The sequence below is a fragment of the Streptomyces sp. 7R007 genome (assembly GCF_054850255.1).
This window is the reverse complement of the sequence record NZ_JBTWMV010000014.1, coordinates 144,846-165,241: the sequence shown is the minus strand read 5'-3', so window position 1 is coordinate 165,241 and position 20,396 is coordinate 144,846. Positions and strand designations below refer to the sequence as shown.

19 protein-coding genes and 1 pseudogene are annotated in these 20,396 nt (G+C 70.7%); 9 read left to right on the top strand and 11 right to left on the bottom strand.

Going from position 1 to position 20,396, the window contains the following annotated elements; all coding sequences use genetic code 11:
* The first annotated feature begins 25 nt into the window (after nt 1-25).
* On the top strand, nt 26-1,117 hold the full coding sequence (locus ACYF6T_RS20405) for a type III polyketide synthase (protein WP_461698222.1): 1,092 nt from the start codon (nt 26-28) through the stop codon (nt 1,115-1,117).
* Between the two features lie 171 nt (nt 1,118-1,288).
* The gene (locus ACYF6T_RS20400) at nt 1,289-2,191 is read left to right on the top strand and encodes a LysR family transcriptional regulator (RefSeq protein WP_461698221.1); all 903 of its coding nucleotides are present in this window, start codon (nt 1,289-1,291) and stop codon (nt 2,189-2,191) included.
* Nucleotides 2,192-2,213: 22 nt separating this feature from the next.
* Here ACYF6T_RS20400 and ACYF6T_RS20395 read toward each other — a convergent pair whose 3' ends face one another.
* From ACYF6T_RS20395 to ACYF6T_RS20360, 8 genes are all read right to left on the bottom strand, one after another.
* Nucleotides 2,214-2,780, bottom strand: a complete 567-nt coding sequence (locus ACYF6T_RS20395; protein ID WP_461698220.1) for a nitroreductase family protein — start codon at nt 2,778-2,780, stop codon at nt 2,214-2,216.
* An 88-nt stretch (nt 2,781-2,868) separates the two neighbouring features.
* Nucleotides 2,869-3,897 (bottom strand): TauD/TfdA family dioxygenase, encoded by a 1,029-nt coding sequence (locus ACYF6T_RS20390; protein ID WP_461698219.1) that lies wholly within the window; start codon nt 3,895-3,897, stop codon nt 2,869-2,871.
* A 30-nt stretch (nt 3,898-3,927) separates the two neighbouring features.
* Nucleotides 3,928-5,022, bottom strand: a complete 1,095-nt coding sequence (locus tag ACYF6T_RS20385) for an amino acid kinase family protein (RefSeq protein WP_461698218.1) — start codon at nt 5,020-5,022, stop codon at nt 3,928-3,930.
* Nucleotides 5,019-6,062 (bottom strand): aspartate-semialdehyde dehydrogenase, encoded by a 1,044-nt coding sequence (locus ACYF6T_RS20380; protein WP_461698217.1) that lies wholly within the window; start codon nt 6,060-6,062, stop codon nt 5,019-5,021. Before ACYF6T_RS20380 ends, ACYF6T_RS20385 begins: the two co-directional genes overlap by 4 nt.
* 118 nt (nt 6,063-6,180) lie before the next feature.
* Nucleotides 6,181-7,146, bottom strand: a complete 966-nt coding sequence (locus ACYF6T_RS20375; protein ID WP_461698216.1) for a DMT family transporter — start codon at nt 7,144-7,146, stop codon at nt 6,181-6,183.
* A gap of 189 nt (nt 7,147-7,335) precedes the next feature.
* Nucleotides 7,336-8,280: a transporter substrate-binding domain-containing protein gene (locus ACYF6T_RS20370; protein ID WP_461698215.1), complete on the bottom strand. Its 945-nt coding sequence runs from the start codon at nt 8,278-8,280 to the stop codon at nt 7,336-7,338.
* Nucleotides 8,277-9,593: a methylaspartate mutase gene (locus ACYF6T_RS20365; protein WP_461698214.1), complete on the bottom strand. Its 1,317-nt coding sequence runs from the start codon at nt 9,591-9,593 to the stop codon at nt 8,277-8,279. Before ACYF6T_RS20365 ends, ACYF6T_RS20370 begins: the two co-directional genes overlap by 4 nt.
* A gap of 1 nt (nt 9,594) precedes the next feature.
* Nucleotides 9,595-10,062, bottom strand: coding sequence for a cobalamin B12-binding domain-containing protein (locus ACYF6T_RS20360; protein WP_461698213.1), 468 nt, complete (start codon nt 10,060-10,062; stop codon nt 9,595-9,597).
* Nucleotides 10,063-10,294: 232 nt separating this feature from the next.
* Between ACYF6T_RS20360 and ACYF6T_RS20355 the strand changes: the two genes are divergently transcribed.
* From ACYF6T_RS20355 to ACYF6T_RS20340, 4 genes and pseudogenes are all read left to right on the top strand, one after another.
* Nucleotides 10,295-10,534, top strand: coding sequence for a hypothetical protein (locus ACYF6T_RS20355; protein WP_461698212.1), 240 nt, complete (start codon nt 10,295-10,297; stop codon nt 10,532-10,534).
* Nucleotides 10,534-10,911: a toxin Doc gene (locus ACYF6T_RS20350; RefSeq protein ID WP_461698211.1), complete on the top strand. Its 378-nt coding sequence runs from the start codon at nt 10,534-10,536 to the stop codon at nt 10,909-10,911. Before ACYF6T_RS20355 ends, ACYF6T_RS20350 begins: the two co-directional genes overlap by 1 nt.
* A gap of 356 nt (nt 10,912-11,267) precedes the next feature.
* Nucleotides 11,268-11,711 (top strand): annotated as a pseudogene (locus tag ACYF6T_RS20345) (sigma-70 family RNA polymerase sigma factor family protein); the annotation flags it as partial.
* A 235-nt stretch (nt 11,712-11,946) separates the two neighbouring features.
* Entirely contained in the window at nt 11,947-13,239 is a 1,293-nt protein-coding gene (locus tag ACYF6T_RS20340; RefSeq protein WP_461698210.1) for a PP2C family protein-serine/threonine phosphatase, read from the top strand.
* Between the two features lie 99 nt (nt 13,240-13,338).
* On the opposite strand, the gene ACYF6T_RS20335 is transcribed toward ACYF6T_RS20340, so the two are convergent.
* The 3 genes from ACYF6T_RS20335 to ACYF6T_RS20325 all read right to left on the bottom strand — a co-directional run bounded on the left by ACYF6T_RS20335 (nt 13,339) and on the right by ACYF6T_RS20325 (nt 15,789).
* Entirely contained in the window at nt 13,339-13,755 is a 417-nt protein-coding gene (locus tag ACYF6T_RS20335) for a nuclear transport factor 2 family protein (RefSeq protein WP_461698209.1), read from the bottom strand.
* A gap of 154 nt (nt 13,756-13,909) precedes the next feature.
* Nucleotides 13,910-14,341 (bottom strand): Rrf2 family transcriptional regulator, encoded by a 432-nt coding sequence (locus tag ACYF6T_RS20330; RefSeq protein ID WP_461698208.1) that lies wholly within the window; start codon nt 14,339-14,341, stop codon nt 13,910-13,912.
* 482 nt (nt 14,342-14,823) lie between these two features.
* Complete coding sequence (locus tag ACYF6T_RS20325; protein WP_461698207.1) at nt 14,824-15,789, bottom strand: NADP-dependent oxidoreductase; 966 nt, start codon at nt 15,787-15,789, stop codon at nt 14,824-14,826.
* A 60-nt stretch (nt 15,790-15,849) separates the two neighbouring features.
* Here ACYF6T_RS20325 and ACYF6T_RS20320 point away from each other — a divergent pair, with 60 nt between their 5' ends.
* The 3 genes from ACYF6T_RS20320 to ACYF6T_RS20310 all read left to right on the top strand — a co-directional run bounded on the left by ACYF6T_RS20320 (nt 15,850) and on the right by ACYF6T_RS20310 (nt 20,389).
* Nucleotides 15,850-16,497, top strand: coding sequence for a TetR/AcrR family transcriptional regulator (locus tag ACYF6T_RS20320; protein ID WP_461698206.1), 648 nt, complete (start codon nt 15,850-15,852; stop codon nt 16,495-16,497).
* A 399-nt stretch (nt 16,498-16,896) separates the two neighbouring features.
* Nucleotides 16,897-17,229 carry an STAS domain-containing protein gene (locus tag ACYF6T_RS20315; protein WP_461698205.1) on the top strand — a complete coding sequence of 111 codons (333 nt, stop codon included), beginning with the start codon at nt 16,897-16,899 and terminating at the stop codon, nt 17,227-17,229.
* A 916-nt stretch (nt 17,230-18,145) separates the two neighbouring features.
* On the top strand, nt 18,146-20,389 hold the full coding sequence (locus ACYF6T_RS20310; RefSeq protein ID WP_461698204.1) for an MMPL family transporter: 2,244 nt from the start codon (nt 18,146-18,148) through the stop codon (nt 20,387-20,389).
* Nucleotides 20,390-20,396: the final 7 nt, after the last annotated feature.

Below are 20,396 nucleotides of genomic sequence, written 5' to 3'. Positions count from 1 at the left end.
AGAGCGAGTGCCGACAGCTCAGACGATGACAGCGCAGCGAGACGGGAGGCCGAGCGCACCCGGACCGCGGGTGACGGCGATCAGCTCCGCCGTACCGCCGTTCCGGTTCGGGCAGGAGGAGATCATGGCCGCCCTGGCGGGTACGACGCTGGGACAGTCCGAGACCGGCAGACTGATGCTGCGGAAGATCCAGTCCAACGCCGGTGTCTCCAGCCGCCACTTCGCCCGCCCGCTGGCGGAACTCCGCGCGCTCACCGACTTCACCGACGCCAATCGCGTCTGGCTGCAGACGGCCCTGGAACTGGGCGAGCAGGTGCTCACCGACGCACTGGAGGCGGCGGGCGTACGGCCGGAGGAGGTCGACGCCGTGATCAGCACCACCGTCACCGGACTGGCGGTGCCGTCACTCGAAGCGCGACTCGCACACCGGATCGGCCTGCGCCCCGACGTCCGGCGCATCCCCCTGTTCGGCAACGGCTGCGCGGGCGGCGCCGCGGGACTCGCCCGGCTGCGTGACTATCTGCTCGCTCACCCCGACCACACCGCGGTGCTGCTCTCGGTCGAACTGTGCTCCGTGGCCTACCAGATGACGGACACGTCGATGGCCAACATCGTCGCCGGCAGTCTCTTCGGGGACGGCGCGGCGGCCGTCGTGGCCAGCGGAGCCTCGCGCAACCGGGAGGCCGGGCCGGAACTCGTGGACAGCCACAGTCACCTGGTGCCCGGCACCGAGGAGGTACTCGGCTGGGACATCGGCTCGCACGGCCTGCGGATCCTGCTCTCCTCCGACGTGCCGGCCCTCACCGAGGAACACCTGCCCAAGGCCGTGTACGGCCTGCTCGGCCGGCACGCCCTCACCCCCCGCGAGGTCACCACCTGGATCGTGCACGGCGGGGGACCGAAAGTCCTCACCGCCGTCGAACGCGCCCTCGACCTTCCACCGCACGCCCTCGACGCGACCAGGCAGTCCCTGGCCGGCAAGGGCAACCTCTCCTCCGCCTCCGTCCTGCACGTCCTGCACACGGCCATGAACAGCCCCCCGCCCTCGGGCACGCCCGGCCTCATCGCCGCCATGGGACCGGGATTCGCCATCGAACTCGTCCTGATCAGCTGGTGAACGCGCGCCGCGTGTGCAGGTCTTTGTTGGTTGGTGACAGAAATCACGTCACCCGCTGTTACGACTGATAATCTATTTATAGTTTTGTCGTGTTTGCGGGTGCTGCGTGGAGGTGTGCGTTGAAGGCATCATCCTCCCGGCGTTTCGTTCACATCGTAAAGGGATGAACGGATGGAGATACGTCAGTTAGTGACCTTCCAGAAGGTCGCGACGCTGCTGAGCTTCACTCGCGCCGCAGAGGAACTCAGCTACGCGCAGTCGAGCGTGACGACGCAGATTCGTTCCCTGGAGTCGTCGCTGGGGACGGAGTTGTTCGACCGGCTCGGTGGGCGGATCCGGCTGACGCCCGCCGGCGAGAAGCTGTTGGAGTACGCCGAGCAGATCCTGGAGCTGGCCGAGGCGGCGCGGGCGGACGTGGCCGGCGGCGACGGCCCGGCGGGAACCCTGACCATCGGCACGATGGAGAGCATCACCTCCTACCGGATGCCGCCGCTGCTGGAGTTCTTCCACCACCGGTATCCGAAGGTGCAGTTGTCGCTGCGCCCGAGCCTGTGCGCCGAGACCTGCCACGCGCTGCGACAGGGCACCTTCGACATCGGATTCCTCATGGAGCAGGAGACCCGGCACCAGGGCCTGGAGACGGTCGTGCTGGCCCAGGAGCCGCTGGTGCTCGTCTCCTCCCCCGCTCACCCGCTGGCCGGACGCGTACAGGTGTCCCTCCACGATCTTCGGACGACGTCGATCCTGGCGACCGAGGCGGGGTGTGCCTACCGGGATCTGTTCGAGGAGGAGCTTCGGGGGGCGGAGACGGTGTCGTTCCTGGAGTTCGGCACCATCGAGGCGATCAAGCGGGGTGTGATCTCCGGGCTGGGGATCGCGCTGCTTCCGCTGGTGACCGTCGCGGCGGAAGTGGACAAGGGCGAGCTGACGGCACTGCCCTGGGACGTTCCGTTCGCCGTGTACACCCAGTTGGCGTGGCGCAGCGGCAGACGGCTGTCGCGGGAACTGAAACTCTTCATCGACCAGGCGGTGCGGCTGATGCAGGAGGAACAGCCGCTGGCCGCGATCGTGTGATGCGTCCGCCCGGCGACGAGCCTTAGACGGTCACCGGTTCGGGCTCGAAGACGGTGATCCGGTCGCTGACGTCGTCGGGCATCCGCAGCCGGTGCGGCTGTGCCTCCTTGGCCGTTCCGATGTACAGCCAGCCCAGCAGGCGTTCGCCGGCCCGCAGGTGCAGGAGCCGGCGGACGTCGGCGGATTCGGTGAATCTGCCGGTGCGCCAGATGCTGCCGTAACCGCGGGCGTGCAGCAGGAGCATCAGGCAGCCCGTCATGGCGCTGGTGGCGGCCAACTGCTCCCATTCGGGCACCCGGTGGCCGGCGGCGGGCGTGAAGACAAGGGTGGCGAGCAGGGGCGCGCGGCGGGTCTTGGCTTCGGTGCGGTGGCGTTCCGCGTCCGAGGACGGGCTGTGGTCGGCGAAGCAGCGGCCCAGGGCCGTACGTCCCTCTCCGCGCACCAGGATCCACCGCCAGGGGCGGAGCCTGCCGTGGTCGGGGGCGGTGGCGGCGGCGCTCAGCAGGTGGGCGAACTCCTCGTCGCTCGGCGCGGGTTCGGCGAGATCGTGTGCGCTGCGGCGGCTCAGTACGGCCGTCATGACGTCCATGGTGATCCTTCTCCTGGTGTCTGGCACAGCGAACGGGTGGGAGGGCCGGGGTCGCCCGGCCCTCCTTTGACGCCACCGCCGCAGCGGATCAGTGGTGCACGCGCCGGTCGCCGTCGGTCTGCCGGTAGCGGATGGTCCACTGGCTGCGGCGCACGTACGTACGCTGGAGCCAGCGGTCGGCGCCGTCGTAGCGGGCGGTGAACGGCGTGCGGGCGTGCAGGCCCTTGCGGTTGTTGATCAGCAGGGCCTCACCGGGGCGCAGGTGGACCTGGTGGGCGGTCTCCCGGCACGCGGCCTGCAGGCGGTCCAGGGCGGCCTCGGCGGCGGTGGTCAGGGCGCGCACGCCGTTGGCGGAGGAGGAGATCTCCGGGAACTGCTCGGGCCCGCTGATCATGGCGACCGGGTCGGAGAGGACCTCCTTGCCGCCCGCCACGTCGCGGACGTAGCTGCCGGGGGCGTTCAGCCGGAACAGCGGACTGCGCAGCAGCTCCAGGGTGCGGGAGTCGAGGGCCCTGACGATGTCCCGGGCGTCCGCGTAGTGGGTGGCGGCGACGCCGTCGTGGTCGGCGCGCAGGCAGCTGAGGACGAGGAAGTCGGGGTTGCTGACGTCGTAGCGGCCTATGGCGTCGTGGACGATGTCGTTGTGGAAGTTGAGGAAGACGGTCGAGCCCTGGTTGGTCTGGGTCATCGCGCCGCCCTCGACGGGGATGACGTCGTGGACGAGCTGTCCGTTCTTCTCGGTCAGGAAGCCGACCGGCTCGCCGAGCAGCCCGGACAGACCCAGCAGGACGCCCTCGGCGACGAAGGTCTTCTTGTCGGTGGCCGGGCCGCCGTTGGCCGGCGTGGCGGGCAGTTCGGGGTCGGTGGGAAGGTTGCGGACGTAGCCCACGCCCGGGGTGTCGTTGTGACGGCCGAAGTCGAGGATCCGCTGGAGCAGTTCGATCGGCAGGGTGGCGAAGATCTGGTGGTAGCGGGCCATGGCCCGGTCGATGTCCCGCGTCGGATCGGGTTCGGCGGCCAGGGCTCGTCCGATGGAGTCGCGCACGCCGTCCGGCAGTTCGATCACATCGAGGGTCTGCGGTGCGGAGGTGCTGCTCTCGACGGTGGTCGCGGTCATCGTGATATCTCCTTCCAGGGTGAAAGTGACTTACAGGGCGCGCAGCCCCACGGCCGGCTCGTCCGGTTCGGGCAGGGCGTCGTGGAGTTTCTGCGCGAGCCAGCGGGCCTGCTCGGCGTCGGCGGCGATGTGGGTGGTGGCCCGGCTGCCGGTGATCTCGGTGACCGGGATGCCCACGGACCGTGCCCGGGGCAGGTCGTGCAGCCGGTGGAAGCGGTCGATGTCGAGGTAGCCGCCGACGACCATGAGGTGCGGGCCGTCCTCCAGGCGTACGGTGTCGATTCCTTCGGTGTGGAAGACGCTGTGGGCGAGGTCGGCGTCGGCCGCGGTGGCGTAGGCGAGGATCGTGGACTTGGTGTTGGCGACGACACCGGCGGCCGGTCCGCCGTCGCCGCCGATGACCGTGCCGACGCGGAACGGGGCCCGGTTGTGGCGGCAGACCAACGTGATGCCGTGCTGTTTGGCGGTCCGCACCGACCTGCGGTGCAAGACCTTCGCCCCGTACAGCGACATCAGCGCGGCGGTGTCGTGGGTGATCTCGGGGATCAGGCGGGCGCCGGTGACCAGGTTCGGATCGGCGCTGTAGATGCCGTCGACGTCGGAGTGGATCTCGACCCGGTCGATGCCGAGGGCGGCGGCGACCAGGACGGCCGACAGGTCGGAGCTGTTCTTGCCGAGCCAGGTGGGGCGGCCCTGCGCGTCGGCCGCCTGGCCGCCGGGGATGAGGACGATCTGATACTCGTCGAGAGCCCGCCGCAGCGGTGCGGCGTCCAGCCGCGCCACCTTGGCCCACATGAAGGTGCTGTCGGTGACCAGGCCCTGCTGGTGGCCCGCGAGCACGGTGGCGGTGAGGCCGACGCGGTGCAGGGCGGTGGCCATCAGGTGGGCGCTGACGGTGTCGGCGAGGGTGAGCAGCCCGGCGACGGTGGCGTCCTCCGGCTGCGGGTTGGCCTGGTGCAGCATGCCGCGCAGCTTTTCGGTCTCGCCCGGCATGGCGCTGACCACCACGGCCATCGGCCGCTGCTCCTCCTCGACCCGACGGCGCAGGGCGGCGGCGAGATCGGCGTAGGCGTTGAGGTCGGGGAAGGTGGAGCCGCCGAACTTCAACACGGCGTAGTCGCTCACAGCACACCTCGCTCGGTCAGGGCCTCGGCGATCTGTAGGGCGTTGAGGGCGGCGCCGATGCGGACGTTGTCGGCGACGATCCACAGCCAGAAGCCGCGCGGGTTGTGCTCTGCGACACGGACGCGGCCGACGTGCACGCGGTTGGGGTCGCCGGCGGTGCGCGGGGTGGGGAACGCGCCGGGGGTTTCCAGGTCGTGGACGGTGACCTCGTCCTGCGCGGCGAGCAGCCGGACCAGTTCCGCCCGGTCGACGGGCTGGTGGCACTCGATCCAGGCGGCCTCGGAGTGGCTGTTGGCGACGGGGACGCGCACGCAGGTGGTGGTGACGTCCAGGTGCGGGAGTCCGAGGATCTTGCGGGACTCCTGGAGCATCTTCTGCTCCTCGAAGGTGAAGCCGCTGTCGAGGAGGCGGTCGATGCGGGGGATGACGTCGAAGGCGAGGGAGGGACTGAAGGTGCCGGTGACGCCGGTGCTGTCGGGGTCGTCGAGGACCGCGCGGGCGCCGGCGCGCAGTTCGTCGATGCCGGAGTAGCCCGCGCCGGAGGCCGCCTGGTAGGTGCTGACCACCACCTGCCGGATGCCCCAGCGCTCCTGGACCGGCTTCAGCAGGCGGACCAGGGGGATGGTGGAGCAGTTGGGGTTGGCGATGATGCCGCTGTCCGGGCGCCCGTCGAGTTCGTGCGCGTTGACCTGGGGAACGACGAGCGGGGTGCCGGGGTCCATCCGGAAGGCGCTGGTGTTGTCGATGACCAGGGCGCCTCGGGCGACGGCCTTGGGGACGAAGGTGGTGCTCACGCGGGCGCCGGCGGAGAAGAAGGCGACGTCGGTGCCGGAGAAGTCGAAGCCGTCCAGGTCATGCACCCGGTGGGGGCGGCCCTCGACGGTGATCTCGCGGCCGGCCGAGCGGGCGGAGGCGACCAGGTGCAGGTCGCGGTAGCGGAAGCCGCGCTCGGCGATGAGCTGCAGGAGGGTGGTGCCGACGACTCCGGTGGCGCCGACGACGGCTATGCGCGGTGCGTTCGGGTCGGTGACGCGGGGCATGGCGAGGGGTCCTCTCAGACGGGCTCGGGCATGAGCGTCGGGCGGCGTGGGGGGCTGGGAGAGTGGGCGGGCCCGAACGGTGGGCGGGCCCGGACGGTGGGTCAGACGGTGGGCGGGATCAGGCGGTGGTGCGCTTGCCGGACGCGGCGGCCGGCTGGAGCGAGGCGGCCTGGGCGGGCTGCGCGGGGGTGGGGCGCAGACGCGGGCGCCAGCCGAGGTTGATGCCCAGGGAGGCCGCGACGATGAGCGGGATGCCCAGCGCCTGCACCCAGGTGACGTGGTGTCCGTAGACGGCCCAGTCGCAGACCATGGCGGCGGCCGGGTAGACGAAGGCCAGGACGGCGATCTTCGAGGTGGGCAGCTTCTGGTACGAGGAGTACATCAGCACGTACATCACGCCGGTGTGGATGAAGCCCAGGCCGGCGAGCCAGGCCCAGCCGCTGCCGAAGTGCGCGCTCTGGCCGAGCTGGGTGAAGGGCAGCAGCAGCGGGATGCCGAGCGTGACCTGGACCAGGGCGACCAGGTGGGGCTTCACGCCGCTCACACGCTTGGTGATGATCGTCGACAGGCCGTAGAAGAGGGCGGCGAGCAGGGCGTAGCCGATGCCCACCAGGTAGGTGCTGTCGCTGGAGAGGTCGGAGGAGGAGATGCCGGAGACGAGGACGAGCCCGAGGAAGGCGACGATCAGCCAGCCCGCCTTGTGGGCGGTGATGCGGTCCTTGAACAGTACGGCTCCGAGCAGCACCACGAAGAACGGCTGGGTGTGGTAGACGACCGTGGCCACCGAGATCGACGTCTTGCCGTAGGACTCGAACAAGAAGGCCCAGTTGAAGACGATGAACACGCCGCCGAGCGCGGCCAGGGCCAGCTTCTTCGGGGTGAAGCCGTGGTCGGTGAAGAACCCGCGGGCCAGGCAGTACAGGCCGAGGAAGAGGGTGCCGAACACGCACCGGTAGAAGACCACGTTGAACGGCGAGGCGCCGGACTCGACGACGAAGACGCCGATGGTGCCCGACAGCAGCATCGCCGCCGTCAGTTCGATCGCGCCGCGCGTCTCCGGACGACGCGTTTCTGATGTGCCCATGACATACTCCTGCTTCGGAGGGGAAGGTCTGGCAGAGAGTGGGGCCGGGATTCGGGCCGGCCCCAGCCGGTGCAACGAACCTACGAGCTTGGGTGCGGCCTGGTCCACGCGCTGCTGGGGAACGAATTCGATGCCCGCATCAAGGCTCTCGATGGGGCCCCTGAGCAGGCGAAACCCCCTGGACGCGGATCAGTGCAGGGGCAGCGGATAGTGCACTCCGCCCTCGCCCCACAGGGCGTTGGCGCCCCGGCCGACGTCCAGGCCGGAGGCCGGCCCCAGATTGCGCTCGTAGATGTCGCCGTAGGTGCCGACGGCGTCGAGCACCCGGTGCGCCCAGCCTCTGCCGAGGCCGAGCAGGTGACCGTGCCGGTCCGCCAGGTCGGCCGCGGCGCGTGCCGTGCCGCCCTCGCGTACGGCGTTCTCGGCGCCGATGAGGAACTGCAGCACCCACCGGCACACCCGGAACCACCCCGGGTCGTCGTCACGGACGGCCAGTGCCATCGGCTCACGGGAGATGGCGGTCTCCAGCACGACATGGTCCGCCGGGCGCGGCAGGGTGGCCCGTGCGCCGGCCAGCGCGATGCGGTCCAGGACGTAGGCCGCGCACGTGCCGTCCGCGTAACCGGCCAGCGCCTCGGCGGGGGTCGCGTAGGCGACGGCCTCGACCTGCAGGCCGCGCGCACCGAACCATGCCGCCAGGTTGTCCGCGGTCGTGGTGCCCGCCTGGGTGGCGACCCGGCACCCGGCGAGCTGCTCGGGTCTCGATATCCCCTCCGCCGTACGGACGAGGAAACCCTCCCCGTCGTAGCAGGTGACCCCGCAGAACAGCACGGGATGGGCGGCCTCGCGGCCGAGCGTCCACGACAGGTTGCAGGTGGCCACGTCCGCGGCGCCCGAGACCAGACGGGCCAGCCGCTGGGCGGGGTCCGTGGGCAGCCACTGCACCGCGGCCGCATCGCCCAGCGCCGCGGCGGCCACCGCCCGGGCGATGTCCGCGTCGAGACCGCTCCACGATCCGCTGCCGTCCGGCATGGACAGGCCGCGGATCCCCTGGCTGACCACCGCCCGTACGGCGCCCCGCTCGCGCACCGCGTCCAGCGTCGTCGCGACGTCCTTGCGTACCACGGTCGTCACAGCAACCCCCTCACCGCCGCGCCGACCAGCTCCTCGCGGTCGAAGCGGCGCTCGTTGTAGCCCAGCATGTCGATCAGCGAACGCGCGGTCACCGCGGCGCCGGGCCCGCCCGACGCGGCCACGGGCATCGCTCCCGGCTCGCACCAGCGCAGGGTGCCCCTCGGACCGATGGCGGCCCGCGAACGGTTGGCGTTGTCCTGGTGCAGGCAGTAGGGCACGTCCAGGTGCCCGCGGGCGAAGGCGCCCACCAGCGCGGAGCCGATGTCGTCGCCGAAGTGCAGCGTCGAGGTGATCAGCCGCTGCGCCTCCTCGTAGATGCCGGTCTGCGCGATCCGCCGCCCGGCCGGCGCCTGGCGACGCTCGTCGGCCGCCACCGCGGCGGCGAACTCCAGGGCGTCCACGTTCTCCTCGATGGTGGGGATCCGGTACGCCTCCACCGCGGTCTTCACGATCAGCCGCTCGGTGCCGCTGCGCACCGCGAGGCGGACGCTGTCCTCCAGCATCCGGTAGGCGCCCACCGTCGTCTTGGGGAAGACACCCATGTACGTGTAGAGCACCACGTGCCAGTCGGCGTCGTCCCCCAGCCACTGCGCGGCCAGTCGGCGCAGTGCGGCCAGCGCTTCCAGGTCCTGCTCGAAGCTGGTCTGCTGCGCGTAACTGACCGAGATGCTGCGCATGCCGTGCTCGCGGAAGAACATCCCCTCCAAAACGCTCAGCGCGATCAGCAGGCTCGGCGGGCACAGCTGGCCGAGCATGCAGCCGCCGAAGCTCTCCAGGTGCATCGGCTGCGGCCGGTCGGCGAGGATGCGGCAGCACTCGGCCCAGGCTCGGGTGGCCTGCGGCAGCGGAACGCGGCTGTAGGGCAGGCAGTACGACACCGGCCCGCCCTCGGTGGCGTCCGCGCCGACGCGGGCCAGCGTGCCGAAAAGCTGCCTCGGCAGGGCGGAGCCGTGGCGGAACTGGACGGGGAAGTCGTCATCGGCCACACCGCTCAGCAGCCGCCGGGTCTCCTCCTCGCCGTGGGCCACGACCGGATATCCGTTGAGGTCGTCCCCCCGCTCCAGCGCCCGCCGGGCGGAGTCGTGGTCGTTGACCCGGGTGTAGCTGTCGACGGTGACGGTTCCGACGGAGGCGCCGCGCACGGCTCTGACGGCCTCAAGGCCCCGGCGCATGGTCGCCGTGTCGGCGAATCCCATCCGCGGCTGCACCACCAGCCGGCCCTGTTCATGGCTGCGCCGGACGTAACGCGAGAAGCGGCTGAGCGCCGGGGTGGCGGGTACGGGTACGGGTACGGACACAGGTGCGGCGTTCATCTCACATTCCCCTTCCCGATATCGTCAGTTCACGGGAAGGACGTTCTTCCAGCGCTCCGAGAAAGGCGTCGAATTCGGCGAGCCCGGCCTCCGACTCGAATGCCGCGTCGAATCCGGCGGCCACGAGCTCGGCACCGAACCGCGCGTTCTCGGCTCCGCGGATGCCGAGTTTCCCGCCAATCACCACCCGCAGATCGGCCAGTTCGGGGTCGTTGCGGATCTGCCTGATGAGCCGGAGTCCGTCGAGGTGGCCGTGGCCGTTGACGGTGCTCACGATCAGCGCGCGCGGGCGGTGTCTGCGGCACTCGGCCAGGATCACGTCGTCCGGGACGCATGCGCCGAGATTGATCACCTCCCCACCCCGTTCCTCCAGCAACAGCTGTAAGAAGACGAGGTTCCACATGTGGGCGTCCGACGACACGCTGGTGACGATGAAACGGCGGGAACGTGCCAGGTGTATCTCGTCCATCACTTCCGTCCGCAGGTCGGAGAAGCTGCCGCATCGAAAAGTACGAGTTCGAACGACACCGGGTCCACGGCCCACTGAAGAATGAAATCGATACCCATATCAAGGCTGTCGATCGAAACGTCGAATTCCCCGGGAGTGACACGAACCGGAGGACGGCCGTCGCGGCGAGGCAGCGGTAAGAGGCTGCGGGCCGGGGTGGCGGCGTTAGGTACCAACCAGGTACCTTAAGGGTATGCCGTCACTGAACGTGTCCTTCTCCGACGAGGAAATGGAAGGCGTACGCGCCGCCGCGGCCGCCGAGGGCAAGAGCCTGAAGCAGTACCTGCACGACCTCGGTGTGCGGGAGATGCACCGAAGGCAGTTCGTGGCCGGTGCCACGGTCTGGGCCGACAGGCTGCGCGGCGAGTTCGACCAGGCCTTCCCCGATGAGGTCCCGCCCGCTCAGCGGGGCGGCGACGTCACGGCTGCCTGATGGTCCTGTATATCGATGTCTCCTGGCTGCTCGACGTCCAGGAAGCCGCCCTCGGGCACGAAGACGTGACGGTGTCGGACTACTCGGCGCTGGTCGCCGCCGTCGCCCGGCACAAGACGAAGATGCCGACCCTGCAGACGTCCGATCCCGATCCCGCCTGGCGTGCGGCCGCGCTCCTGCACACGATCGTGCGGCTCGAACCACTCCCCCACCGCAACAGCCTCTTCGGCGCGTTCGTCGCCGCGCAGTACATGGGCCAGTCCGGTGAGGGCATCGACCCGCCTTACGGCGCCCTCTCCGACCTCGTCCGCAAGATCCGCGACAGCCGGTTGACCGTTTACGCCGTGGCCGAGGCACTGCGTTCCTGGCGGATCTGACCGGGGGCGCCCGCCAAGGCGCGAACGAGCGGAATCGTCGTTTCGTCAGGACCGGGGAGATGAACTCCGGCCCCGACACGCAGGCGGAGCAAGCCGGTCCCGGCACGGGTCGGCCGTGCGGGGCCGATGGCGCTTGCCGGTGACGGTCAGCGGGTGGGCATGACCGGACAGGCCGGCGTCTTAGCCGAGCCGGGCACGGAACGGACGGTCAGGCTCCGGGTCGCCGATGGCACTGCCGCCGGTCGCTTGTGCAGGCTGCCCGGGCGGGTGGTGCGCTGCTCGTCGCCGCGGACGCCCTCGGCAACATCACCACCCGCAACCAGAAGGCGCGCCAAAGCCCCTTCTCACCCGGACAGCCGGTGCGGGCCCGCAGGCCCCGGTTTGCCGCCGACCGCTCGCGCCAGCGCGAGGTCACCGAGCGGTTCCTCGCCGCCGCGGCCGGCGGTGACATCAACACCCTGATGGAGCTGTTGTCCCCGGACGTCACGTTGTGGACCGACGGCGGCGGCAAGGTCCGTCAGGCACTCCAGCCGGTCGTGGGCGCACAGACGGTGGCCTCCTGGTTCGCGGCCATCGGCACGGTCACCTACCAGGGCGTCCATCCCGCCGACATGCGCGCCACGCTCGCCGAGATCAACGGCGGCCCTGGCATCGTATTCAGCGCCCCCGACCGGGTGATCGCCACCGTCACCTTCGACTTCGACGCCGGCGGCCGCATCACCGCCATCCACAACGTCGCCAACCCCGACAAACTCCACGCCATCACCGACGGCGCCGCCCACGACGTCACGACGCGGTGAGCATCAAGCGGGAACTCTCCCCGGACGGCCACCGCCGCAGGTCATGATCGGCACCTCGCCCATGCCCGGCAGCGAGGTGAGCAGGAACGACTCGGTGCCGGCCGCAGGCCGGGCGTGGCCTGTGCCCCTGCCGGGCCTCGCGTGGAGCGCAGGTGCCGTCCGGATCTGAGCGGCATCCGAACATCGTGCGTGCCTGGGACGTGGCAGGGGGCGCTGGGCGGGGAAGGCGGAGACGGTGGAGGATTTCGAGGTCGATGATGTGGTGCAGCGGGCGCTGGACCGACTGACGCTGCTGGCGGAAGCCACCACCGCGTTGTCCAGCACGCTGGACTCGCACAAGGGCCTGCGCCGGGTGTGCCGGATCCTGGTGCCGCAGCTGGCGGACTGGGTCGCGGTGGACCTGCTCGAGGACGACGGCCGACCGCACCGTGTCAGCGTCGTACATCACGACCCCGGGATGCTGCCGTTCGGGGGCCTGACCGGCGCGCTGCCGCCCGTTCCGGAGGTGCCCGTGGGACCGCTGGCCAGGGTGCTGGCCGGGGCCGGGCCGTTGTTGCTCACGTCCGCGGACATGCCCTCCCCCGCACAGGCGGCGGATCCGCTGCATGCGCGCCAGCTGGAGTTGTTCAGTCAGCTGGGCACGGATACGGCGGTCGTTGCTCCGCTGCGGGCGCGCCGGCAGGTGCTGGGGGCGGTGACCGTCGGCCGCAGTGCCCAGCGGGCGCCCTTGACCACCAGTGACCTGGCCATGGTGGAGGACCTGGCGCACCGGATGGCGCTGGGGGTGGACAACGCGCGGCTGCACCGGGAGACCCAGCACATCGCCGAACGCCTCCAACGCTCACTGCTGCCTCCGCTGCCGGAGGCGGGCCCGCTGCGGCTGGCCGCCCGCTACACGCCCGCCGCCGCCACCGCTGAAGTCGGCGGCGACTGGTACGACAGCTTCACCCTGCCCACCGGCCACACCACGATGATCATCGGGGACGTCACCGGACACGACCTGCGGGCGGCGATCACGATGAGCCAGCTGCGCAACATGCTGCGCGGCATCGGCTGCGACCGCCAGGAACCTCCCGGCAGCATCCTGCGCCGTCTGGACGCAGCCCACCACACCCTGTACCCGCACGCGACCGCGACCTGCCTGTACGGCCTGCTCGGCGAGCGCGAGGACGGCAGGTGGATGCTGGAGTTCTCCAGTGCCGGACACCCGCCGCCCCTGCTGATCACCCATGACGGCGACACCCGCTACCTCACCGGCGGCCACGGCCTGCTGCTGGGCGTCGACCCCGATGAGCCGCGCCCGCACGCCACCGAAATGCTGCCCGCCCGCTCGACCGTACTGCTCTACACCGACGGCCTGATCGAGCGCCGCGGCGAGCACCTGGAAGCCGGCCTGACCCGGCTGCGGCAGCACGCCGCCGCCCTGGCCCGCGAGCCTTTGGAGATCTTCTGCGACGAGCTCCTCACCGGCCTGGCCGCCGACCACGCCGACGACGTCGCCATCCTCGCCGCCCGCGTGCCGGCCTGAACCAGCCGGCGCCGGCGTCCCAGGTGATCTTCTTTGCGGCATGGGATCATCGCAGGCGTCATGCGGGGTGCGGGGGACGCCCCTGATCCGTTTTCGTCCTCAGTCCGTGCTGAACGCCTGGTCGACGCTCAGCGTGTCCTCGTAGAGGTGCATGCGGACGATCTCGCCGCCTTCGACCACCAGGTGCATGGCCGACGGAGTGGTGAACTCCCTGCCGGTGGCTGCGACGGTGTGCGTGAAGACCCCCAGCAGCATCACGTCACCGCCGTCGACGATGATCCGCTCCAGCACGACCTTGCTCTTGCCGGGCACGAAGTGCGGCCACATCGTGGTGAAGTACGCCGCGACGTCCTCCCGGCGGGTACGGCGGCCGGTCCAGGGCAGGGCGTCGTTGCCGGGGACGTACCAGTCGATGTCTGCCGCGAACAGGTCCTGGATGCCGTCCTGGTCCTGCCTGCCGAGGCGTTCCACGAACTGCTCGGTCACTGCCCGTGAGGTCTGGGTGTCTGTGGTCATGGCGTCTGTCCTTGTCTGTGGTGTCTGTGGTGTCTGTGGTGTCTGTGGTGTCTGTGGTGTCTGTGGTGGGTGGGTGTGCGTCGCGTCTCTGACGTAACGATTTTTGTTACATTTACGGCCGCGGAAACGTGCCACCACCGAGAGCAGGGGTGGGCTAGGCGGTGGCGAGTACGTCCCGCAGGACGTCCTCCAGAGTGGTTTTCGCCAACTCCCTGCGCACGGCGGCCTCGACCCCGTCATAGACGGAAGCCAGCGCCGGCCCCATGCCGTGACCCACGACGCACTCGGGGTCAGGCGTCGAGGGATGCAGAGCGAAGACCGGCCCGGCGGCGATCGCCTCATGGACGTCGAGCAGAGTGATCGACGCCAGGTCCCGGCAGAGCATCCAGCCCGCTCCCGCACCTCGCCGCGACTCGACGAGGCCCGCCTTGCGCAGCTCGGACAGAAGGCGGCGGATCACCACCGGGTTGGTGTTGACGCTCGTCGCGATCTGCTCGGAGGTGGCGACCGCATGACCGCGACGCTGATACAGCCCTATCCACGTCAGGGCATGCGCGGCGATGGTCAGCCTGCTGTTGGCGCTCACCTCGGACCTCACCTTCCAAGCCCCCGATCTCTTCGTAACAGTAATTGTTACAACGGTAGCTCCGCAAATCTCCGCCGAAAGCCGCCACCCCGCTCGCCCACTGAGCAGGCCCCGGGTGTGTCCGGCATGGGCGGGGCCCCGGACCGTGGGAACTGTCCGGGGCCGCCCGTGCAAGAAGGCGTGGTCGTGAAGGGCGGTCGCCTGCGCGGCGAAAGGCTCTGCAGGGCTTCAGCCGAACGATCGTCCCTGCAGGCGAGAGATGAGGCCCGGGGACACTGTCCCCTTCACCACCACGCCCTGCACAACGCAGTCGGCCCGGTCGGCATTCCCGCTGCCGTCTCCCTGTCCCGCTCCTCCCCCGTGACGGTTGACCGGAGGGGCTTCCGGTCGGCTGGAACCGGACGCGCGGCCACGGTGCCCTCCGCTATCTCGCGGTCGGCTCAGCGCAGGGCTGGGCCCGTCGGCACCCTGCGCCTGACGGGTCAGGACGGCTGGAGGTCGATGACGATCTTGCCGCGTACGTGCCGGGCGGCCTGGAGCTCGGCCGCGCGGCGGATCTCTTCGATCGGGAAGCTCGCCGAGACGGGCACCCTCAGCCGGCCCTCCGCGACCAGGCGGGCGATGGATTCCAGGGCACCGGGCGCAGCGTGCGCGCCGTTGGCCGCCGCCACGCCGTCGACTTGTGCGGCGATGGTGCAGATGCGGCCGTCCGGGACGCCCAGTTCGCGTGCGGCGTGCACGGTCTGCACCCCGTGCAGGTCGATGGCGGCAGTGACGCCGCCGGGAGCCAGCGCGCGGACCCGGTCGGTCAGGCCGTCGCCGTAGGCGACCGGCTCGGCTCCCAGCGCGCGCAGGTGATCGGCCGATGCCGCCGATCCCGTCCCGATCACGCGCGCTCCTGCGATCCGGGCCAACTGGACGGCGAACACCCCCACTCCGCCGCCGGCGCCGCCGATCAGCACCGTGTCGTCCGGGCCGGGGTCGATGGCGGCGAGGGCGGCGGATGCCGTGCGGCCCGCGATCGTGAGGGTGGCGGCGGTGCGGTCGTCGACGCCGTCAGGTGTGTGGTGAACCTCGTTCGCCGCGCTCTGTCCGGCCGAGTCGACCACCACGAAGTCGGCGACCGCGCGGGACAGGGCACCCCCGAACACCCGGTCGCCGGGTGCGAAGTCCGTGACCCCGTCGCCCACCTGGTCGACCACACCCGCGTAGTCGGTCCCGAACCCGACCGGCAGGCCGAGGCCGAACCGGGCGGCGGTGTCGGCATCAGCGGTCATGATCCAGTCCATCGGGTTCAGGCCGGCCGCGGTCACCCGCACCCGGATCTGTCCCGGGCCGGCCTGGGGCGCGGGAACCTCGCGGACGTGAAGAACCTCCGGGCCACCGAAGGACTCCAGCAGGACCGCTCTGCTGCTGCCTGCGGGCGGTTGCGTGCTTGGTGCCTGCATGTGCGCCGGCCTCCTTGGTGCCGAGGGAAACACAACCGAAACGGACTATGCTCCGTTTACATGAAGGACCGTAACACAAACGGAGCGCGATCCGCTTCGGGTCAGAGGGAAGCCCGCCCGCCACGGGCGGACGCGGCCCGCAACCGCGACCAGCTGCTCGCCGTGGCCACCCGGGTGTTCATGTCGGCCGACGCCGAGCCGTCGATGCGCGCGATCGCCCGTGAGGCGGGGGTCGGCATCGCCACGCTCTACCGGCACTTCCCCACCCGCGAGGCACTGGTCGACGCCGTCTACCAAGACCAGGTCGCACGGCTGACCACCGGCGCCCGCGACCTCCTCGGTCAACACTCCCCGGCCGTGGCGATGCGGCGCTGGATGGACCTGTTCGGGAACTGGATCGCCACGAAGAACGGCATGCTCGACACCCTCCTCGCGATGATCGAATCAGGCGAGATCACCCACGGACAGACACGAACCGAGCTGCTGACGGCCATCACCACGATCCTCGACGCCGGCCGCGCGGCAGGCGACCTCCGCAGCGACGTCACCGCCGACGACATCGCCGCCGCGCTCATCGGCATCTTCACCGTTGCCCCACCGCCCCGGCACGACGCCACCGCCGGCCGCCTGCTGAACCTCCTGATGGACGGACTGCGACCCACCGCCCGGCCCAGCCATCCCCAACCGCCCACCACAGGCGCCCGATAACGCCCCGGCACCCCCTCCCGGCAGCGTCCCGCCCAGTGGCGCACCGGCCACCGCCCACACCGTCTCGTCGGCGCAGGATGGACACGGCCCGCAACGCCACACGTCCGTCGTAGAGCCCTCCCTGATCGCCGATGTTGTCGGCTATACCGGAAAGCTCGATCAGTCACCCCGCACCGGGCCTTTGCCCGAAAGTCGCCCTCGGGTATCGCAGTGCGAACAGGAGTGTGGGACGGTGAACGGACACGAGACCGACCGGCTCGCCCTGCGGGGCAGCCGCTCTTTCGGGAAGTCGGGCGTTGTCCCCGTTCCGGGCACCCGGCCCCGGCCTTCGTCGTCCGCTCCCAGCAGGGCGGCGCGTCGTTGGGCTCATCGACCCCCGGGAAGGGGGACGCGCCCAGCATGAACATCACCACCGTCACCGACGGTACCCATGCCCGGATCATCCCGCACGGCGAGATCGACGCCGACACCCTGCCCCCGCTGCGGGCAGCCGTGGCCGCACTCCCGCCGGACATCAGCGACGTCGTGTTCGACCTGCACGCGACCGCCTTCATGGACGCCGCCGGCCTCCGCCTCCTCTTCGAGCACTCCGCAGACGCCCCGCCCCACCGCAGGACGGTGACGGGCCTGCGCCGCCAGCCGCTGCGCCTGCTGCTCATGGCCGCCGACCTGAATCCCGTCGCGTACGATCTCGCGCGCATCCTCCCCGACACCCTTCCGGTCGACTTCTGACACTTCCCAGCGGCTGTGAGCGTCCGGCGGTTCCTGCATGTCAGACCCCGAAGCCCGTTGCTCGCGTGAGTGATGACGCCTCATGCAGCTACGGCGAGATGACCCGCGCAATGCCCTGCACCACCTGAGAGCTGGCGCGAGCCCGAACCGAGTCGGCGCGGTCCGGGCTCGCGCCGTGAGACGGCGTGCACGGACCGTGCAGGCGCGACCTCGACGCCCACCACCGGCCGCGCGCCCGCGGCGGCCTGTCGACCGGCGTCGAGCTCACGGACTTCGCCTTCTCCCTGCCCGCCAACGCCCCGGCGACCCGGCCTGACGTCAAAGAGCCCCCAGCCGCGACCGACGGCTTCCACACCGCCCACGTTCCGCACCACGACGCCGACCGGGGCCCGCTCCTGACAGCCAGCGGCTTCATCGTCGAGGACGAGCGGCCCCTCGCTGTCACCCTCGGCGGTGAGTGCAGCGAAGCGATCGGTCGCCAACCTGCGGCAGCTTCCAGCGCACGGGGGCCCTCCCCGCACCCGCCCTCAACTCCGAGGACCCCGCCGCACTCCACGAACGGCCGCATGGCGAAGATCCCGGCGCGGCGCACGGTTGCCAGTTGGGCACGCAGGCCCGATGGGTACGGCGCAGATCCGGCCATGTTCCCCGCGGCGGCAACCCGGCGTGGATGCCGCACGGGGCCGCGTGCCGACGTTCACCGCGTTCGCAGAGGAGATGCGGGTCGTGAACCCATGGAGCGGTCAATGGTGCGTACGCACCAGGACACCTGAGCACCTGGTGCGAACGCATCAGGGCAGGACGGCGGCGGCGGACGATGCCCGCGCGGGGCGTCAAAGGCAACTGTGGAACGGCGCGCGCATCTCGCGTATCTCACGCCTTTCCCTTGCCCGACGGTGTCTGGAGTGATCGACAAGTGGCCATGTTTCTTTACCGGATCGGACGCTGGGCCTTCCGGCGACGCCGGCTCGTGGGGGGTGCGTGGTTGGCCGTCCTGCTCCTGGCCGTGGTCGCCGCCGCCGTCGCACCGGCCGGCGAGGACGAGGACCTCTCCATGCCCGGCACCGAGTCGCAGAAGGCGTTCGACCTGCTGGACGAGCGCTTCCCACAGAGCAACTCCCAGGGCGCCGAGGCCCGTTTGGTCTTCCAGGCGCCCGACGGACAGCGGGTGACGGCCAGGCAGAACAAGGCGGTCATCGACAACACGCTCGACTCCCTCGACGCAGGCGAGCAGGTGGAGTCGATCACCGACCCCTACAGCAGCGGCGCCGTCAGCGACGACGGCACCATCGCCTACGCCACGATCACCTACCGCGCGGACACCGTCGATCTGAGCGGGGCGACGAAGCACGCCCTCGAACAGGCCGCGCGTCAGGCCCGGGATGCGGGACTGACCGTGGACATCGGTGGTTCGGCCCTGGATGCGGACGACGAACCAGGCGGTACGACGGAACTCATCGGCGTGGCGGTGGCGGCAGTGGTCCTGGTGCTCGCCCTCGGGTCGCTCGTCGCGGCCGGGCTGTCGCTGCTGACCGCCCTGCTGGGGGTGGCCATCGCCTTCGGCCTGGTCTCCGCGCTGGCGGCCGCGCTGGGCCTGACGTCCACCGTCGCCATCCTGGCCCTGATGCTGGGACTGGCGGTCGGCATCGACTACGCACTCTTCATCACCTCCCGCTTCCGCGACGAGCGCGCCCGGGGCAGCGAGCCGGAGGAGGCCGCCGGCCGGGCGGTGGGCACGGCCGGATCCGCCGTCGTCTTCGCCGGCGCGACCGTCTTCATCGCCCTGGTCGGGCTGGGGGTCGTCGGCATCCCCGAGCTGACCAAGATGGGCATGGGCGGCGCGGGAGCCGTGGCCCTTGCCGTACTCGTCGCCCTCACCCTGGTCCCCGCCCTGTTCGGCCTCTTCGGCCGGCGGGTCCTGCCCCGCGCCCTGCGCAAGGCAACCCGGCCGGCGAACGGGCCTGCACACCGGGAAGTCGGCGCAGCCGGCCGGCCCGGGCTCGCCTCCCGCTGGGCGCGGTTCGTGCTGCGCCGGCCGGTGGGCGTGCTGCTGACTGCCGTACTCGGCCTCGGGGCCGTCGCCCTGCCGGCGCTGCATCTCGAACTCGGGCTGCCCGGCGACGAGTCCAAGTCGGTCCAGACCACCCAGCGCCGTGCCTACGACCTGCTGTCGGAAGGCTTCGGGCCTGGTTTCAACGGCCCGTTGACCGTGGTCGTCGACACGTCGAAGTCTCCTCACCCCGGCGCGGCGACCGACCTCGTCGTCAGCACCGTACGGGGGGTGCACGGGGTCGCGTCGGTCGGTGAGCCGGTGCTCAGCCCGGCCAAGGACACAGCCGTCCTGACCGCCGTAGCGCACAGCGCGCCGAACAGCGCCGAGACCAAGGACCTGGTGCACGCGATCCGCGGCGCGGTCGCCGGCGTCGAGGCCGACACCGGCGCCGACGTCCTGGTGACCGGCACCACCGCCATGAACATCGACATCTCCGAAGCCATGTCCGACGCCCTCCTGCCCTATCTGGCGGTGGTCATCGGCCTGGCCGTGCTGCTGCTGATGGTGGTCTTCCGCTCGGTCCTGGTCCCCGTCAAGGCCGCGCTCGGCTTCCTGCTGTCGGTGGGTGCCGCCTTCGGTGTCCTGGTCGCCGTCTTCCAGTGGGGCTGGGCGGCAGACCTGCTCGGCATCGAGCAGACCGGACCGGTCATGTCCCTCATGCCGATCCTCATCATCGGCATCGTGTTCGGCCTCGCCATGGACTACGAGGTGTTCCTCCTCACCCGGATGCGGGAGGCATACGTCCACGGCGCGTCCCCCGGCGCGGCGATCGTCAGCGGTTTCCGCTACAGCGGACGTGTGGTGGCCGCGGCGGCGATCATCATGATCAGCGTGTTCGCCGGATTCGTCGGCATGAGCAACCCCACCATCCAGACGATGGGCGTCGGCCTGGCCTCCGCCGTCGCCTTCGACGCCTTCGTGGTGCGGATGGCGATCGCACCCGCGGTCCTGGCACTGCTCGGCCACCGGGCCTGGTGGCTGCCCCGTATCCTGAAGCGCGTGCTGCCGAATGTGGACATCGAGGGCGAGGCACTGAGCGGGCACGTCCCGGCCACCGCGGCCGGGCCGCGAGCGGCGGTGCGGCGGCTCCCCGTGGGCCGGGACTGAGCAGGCC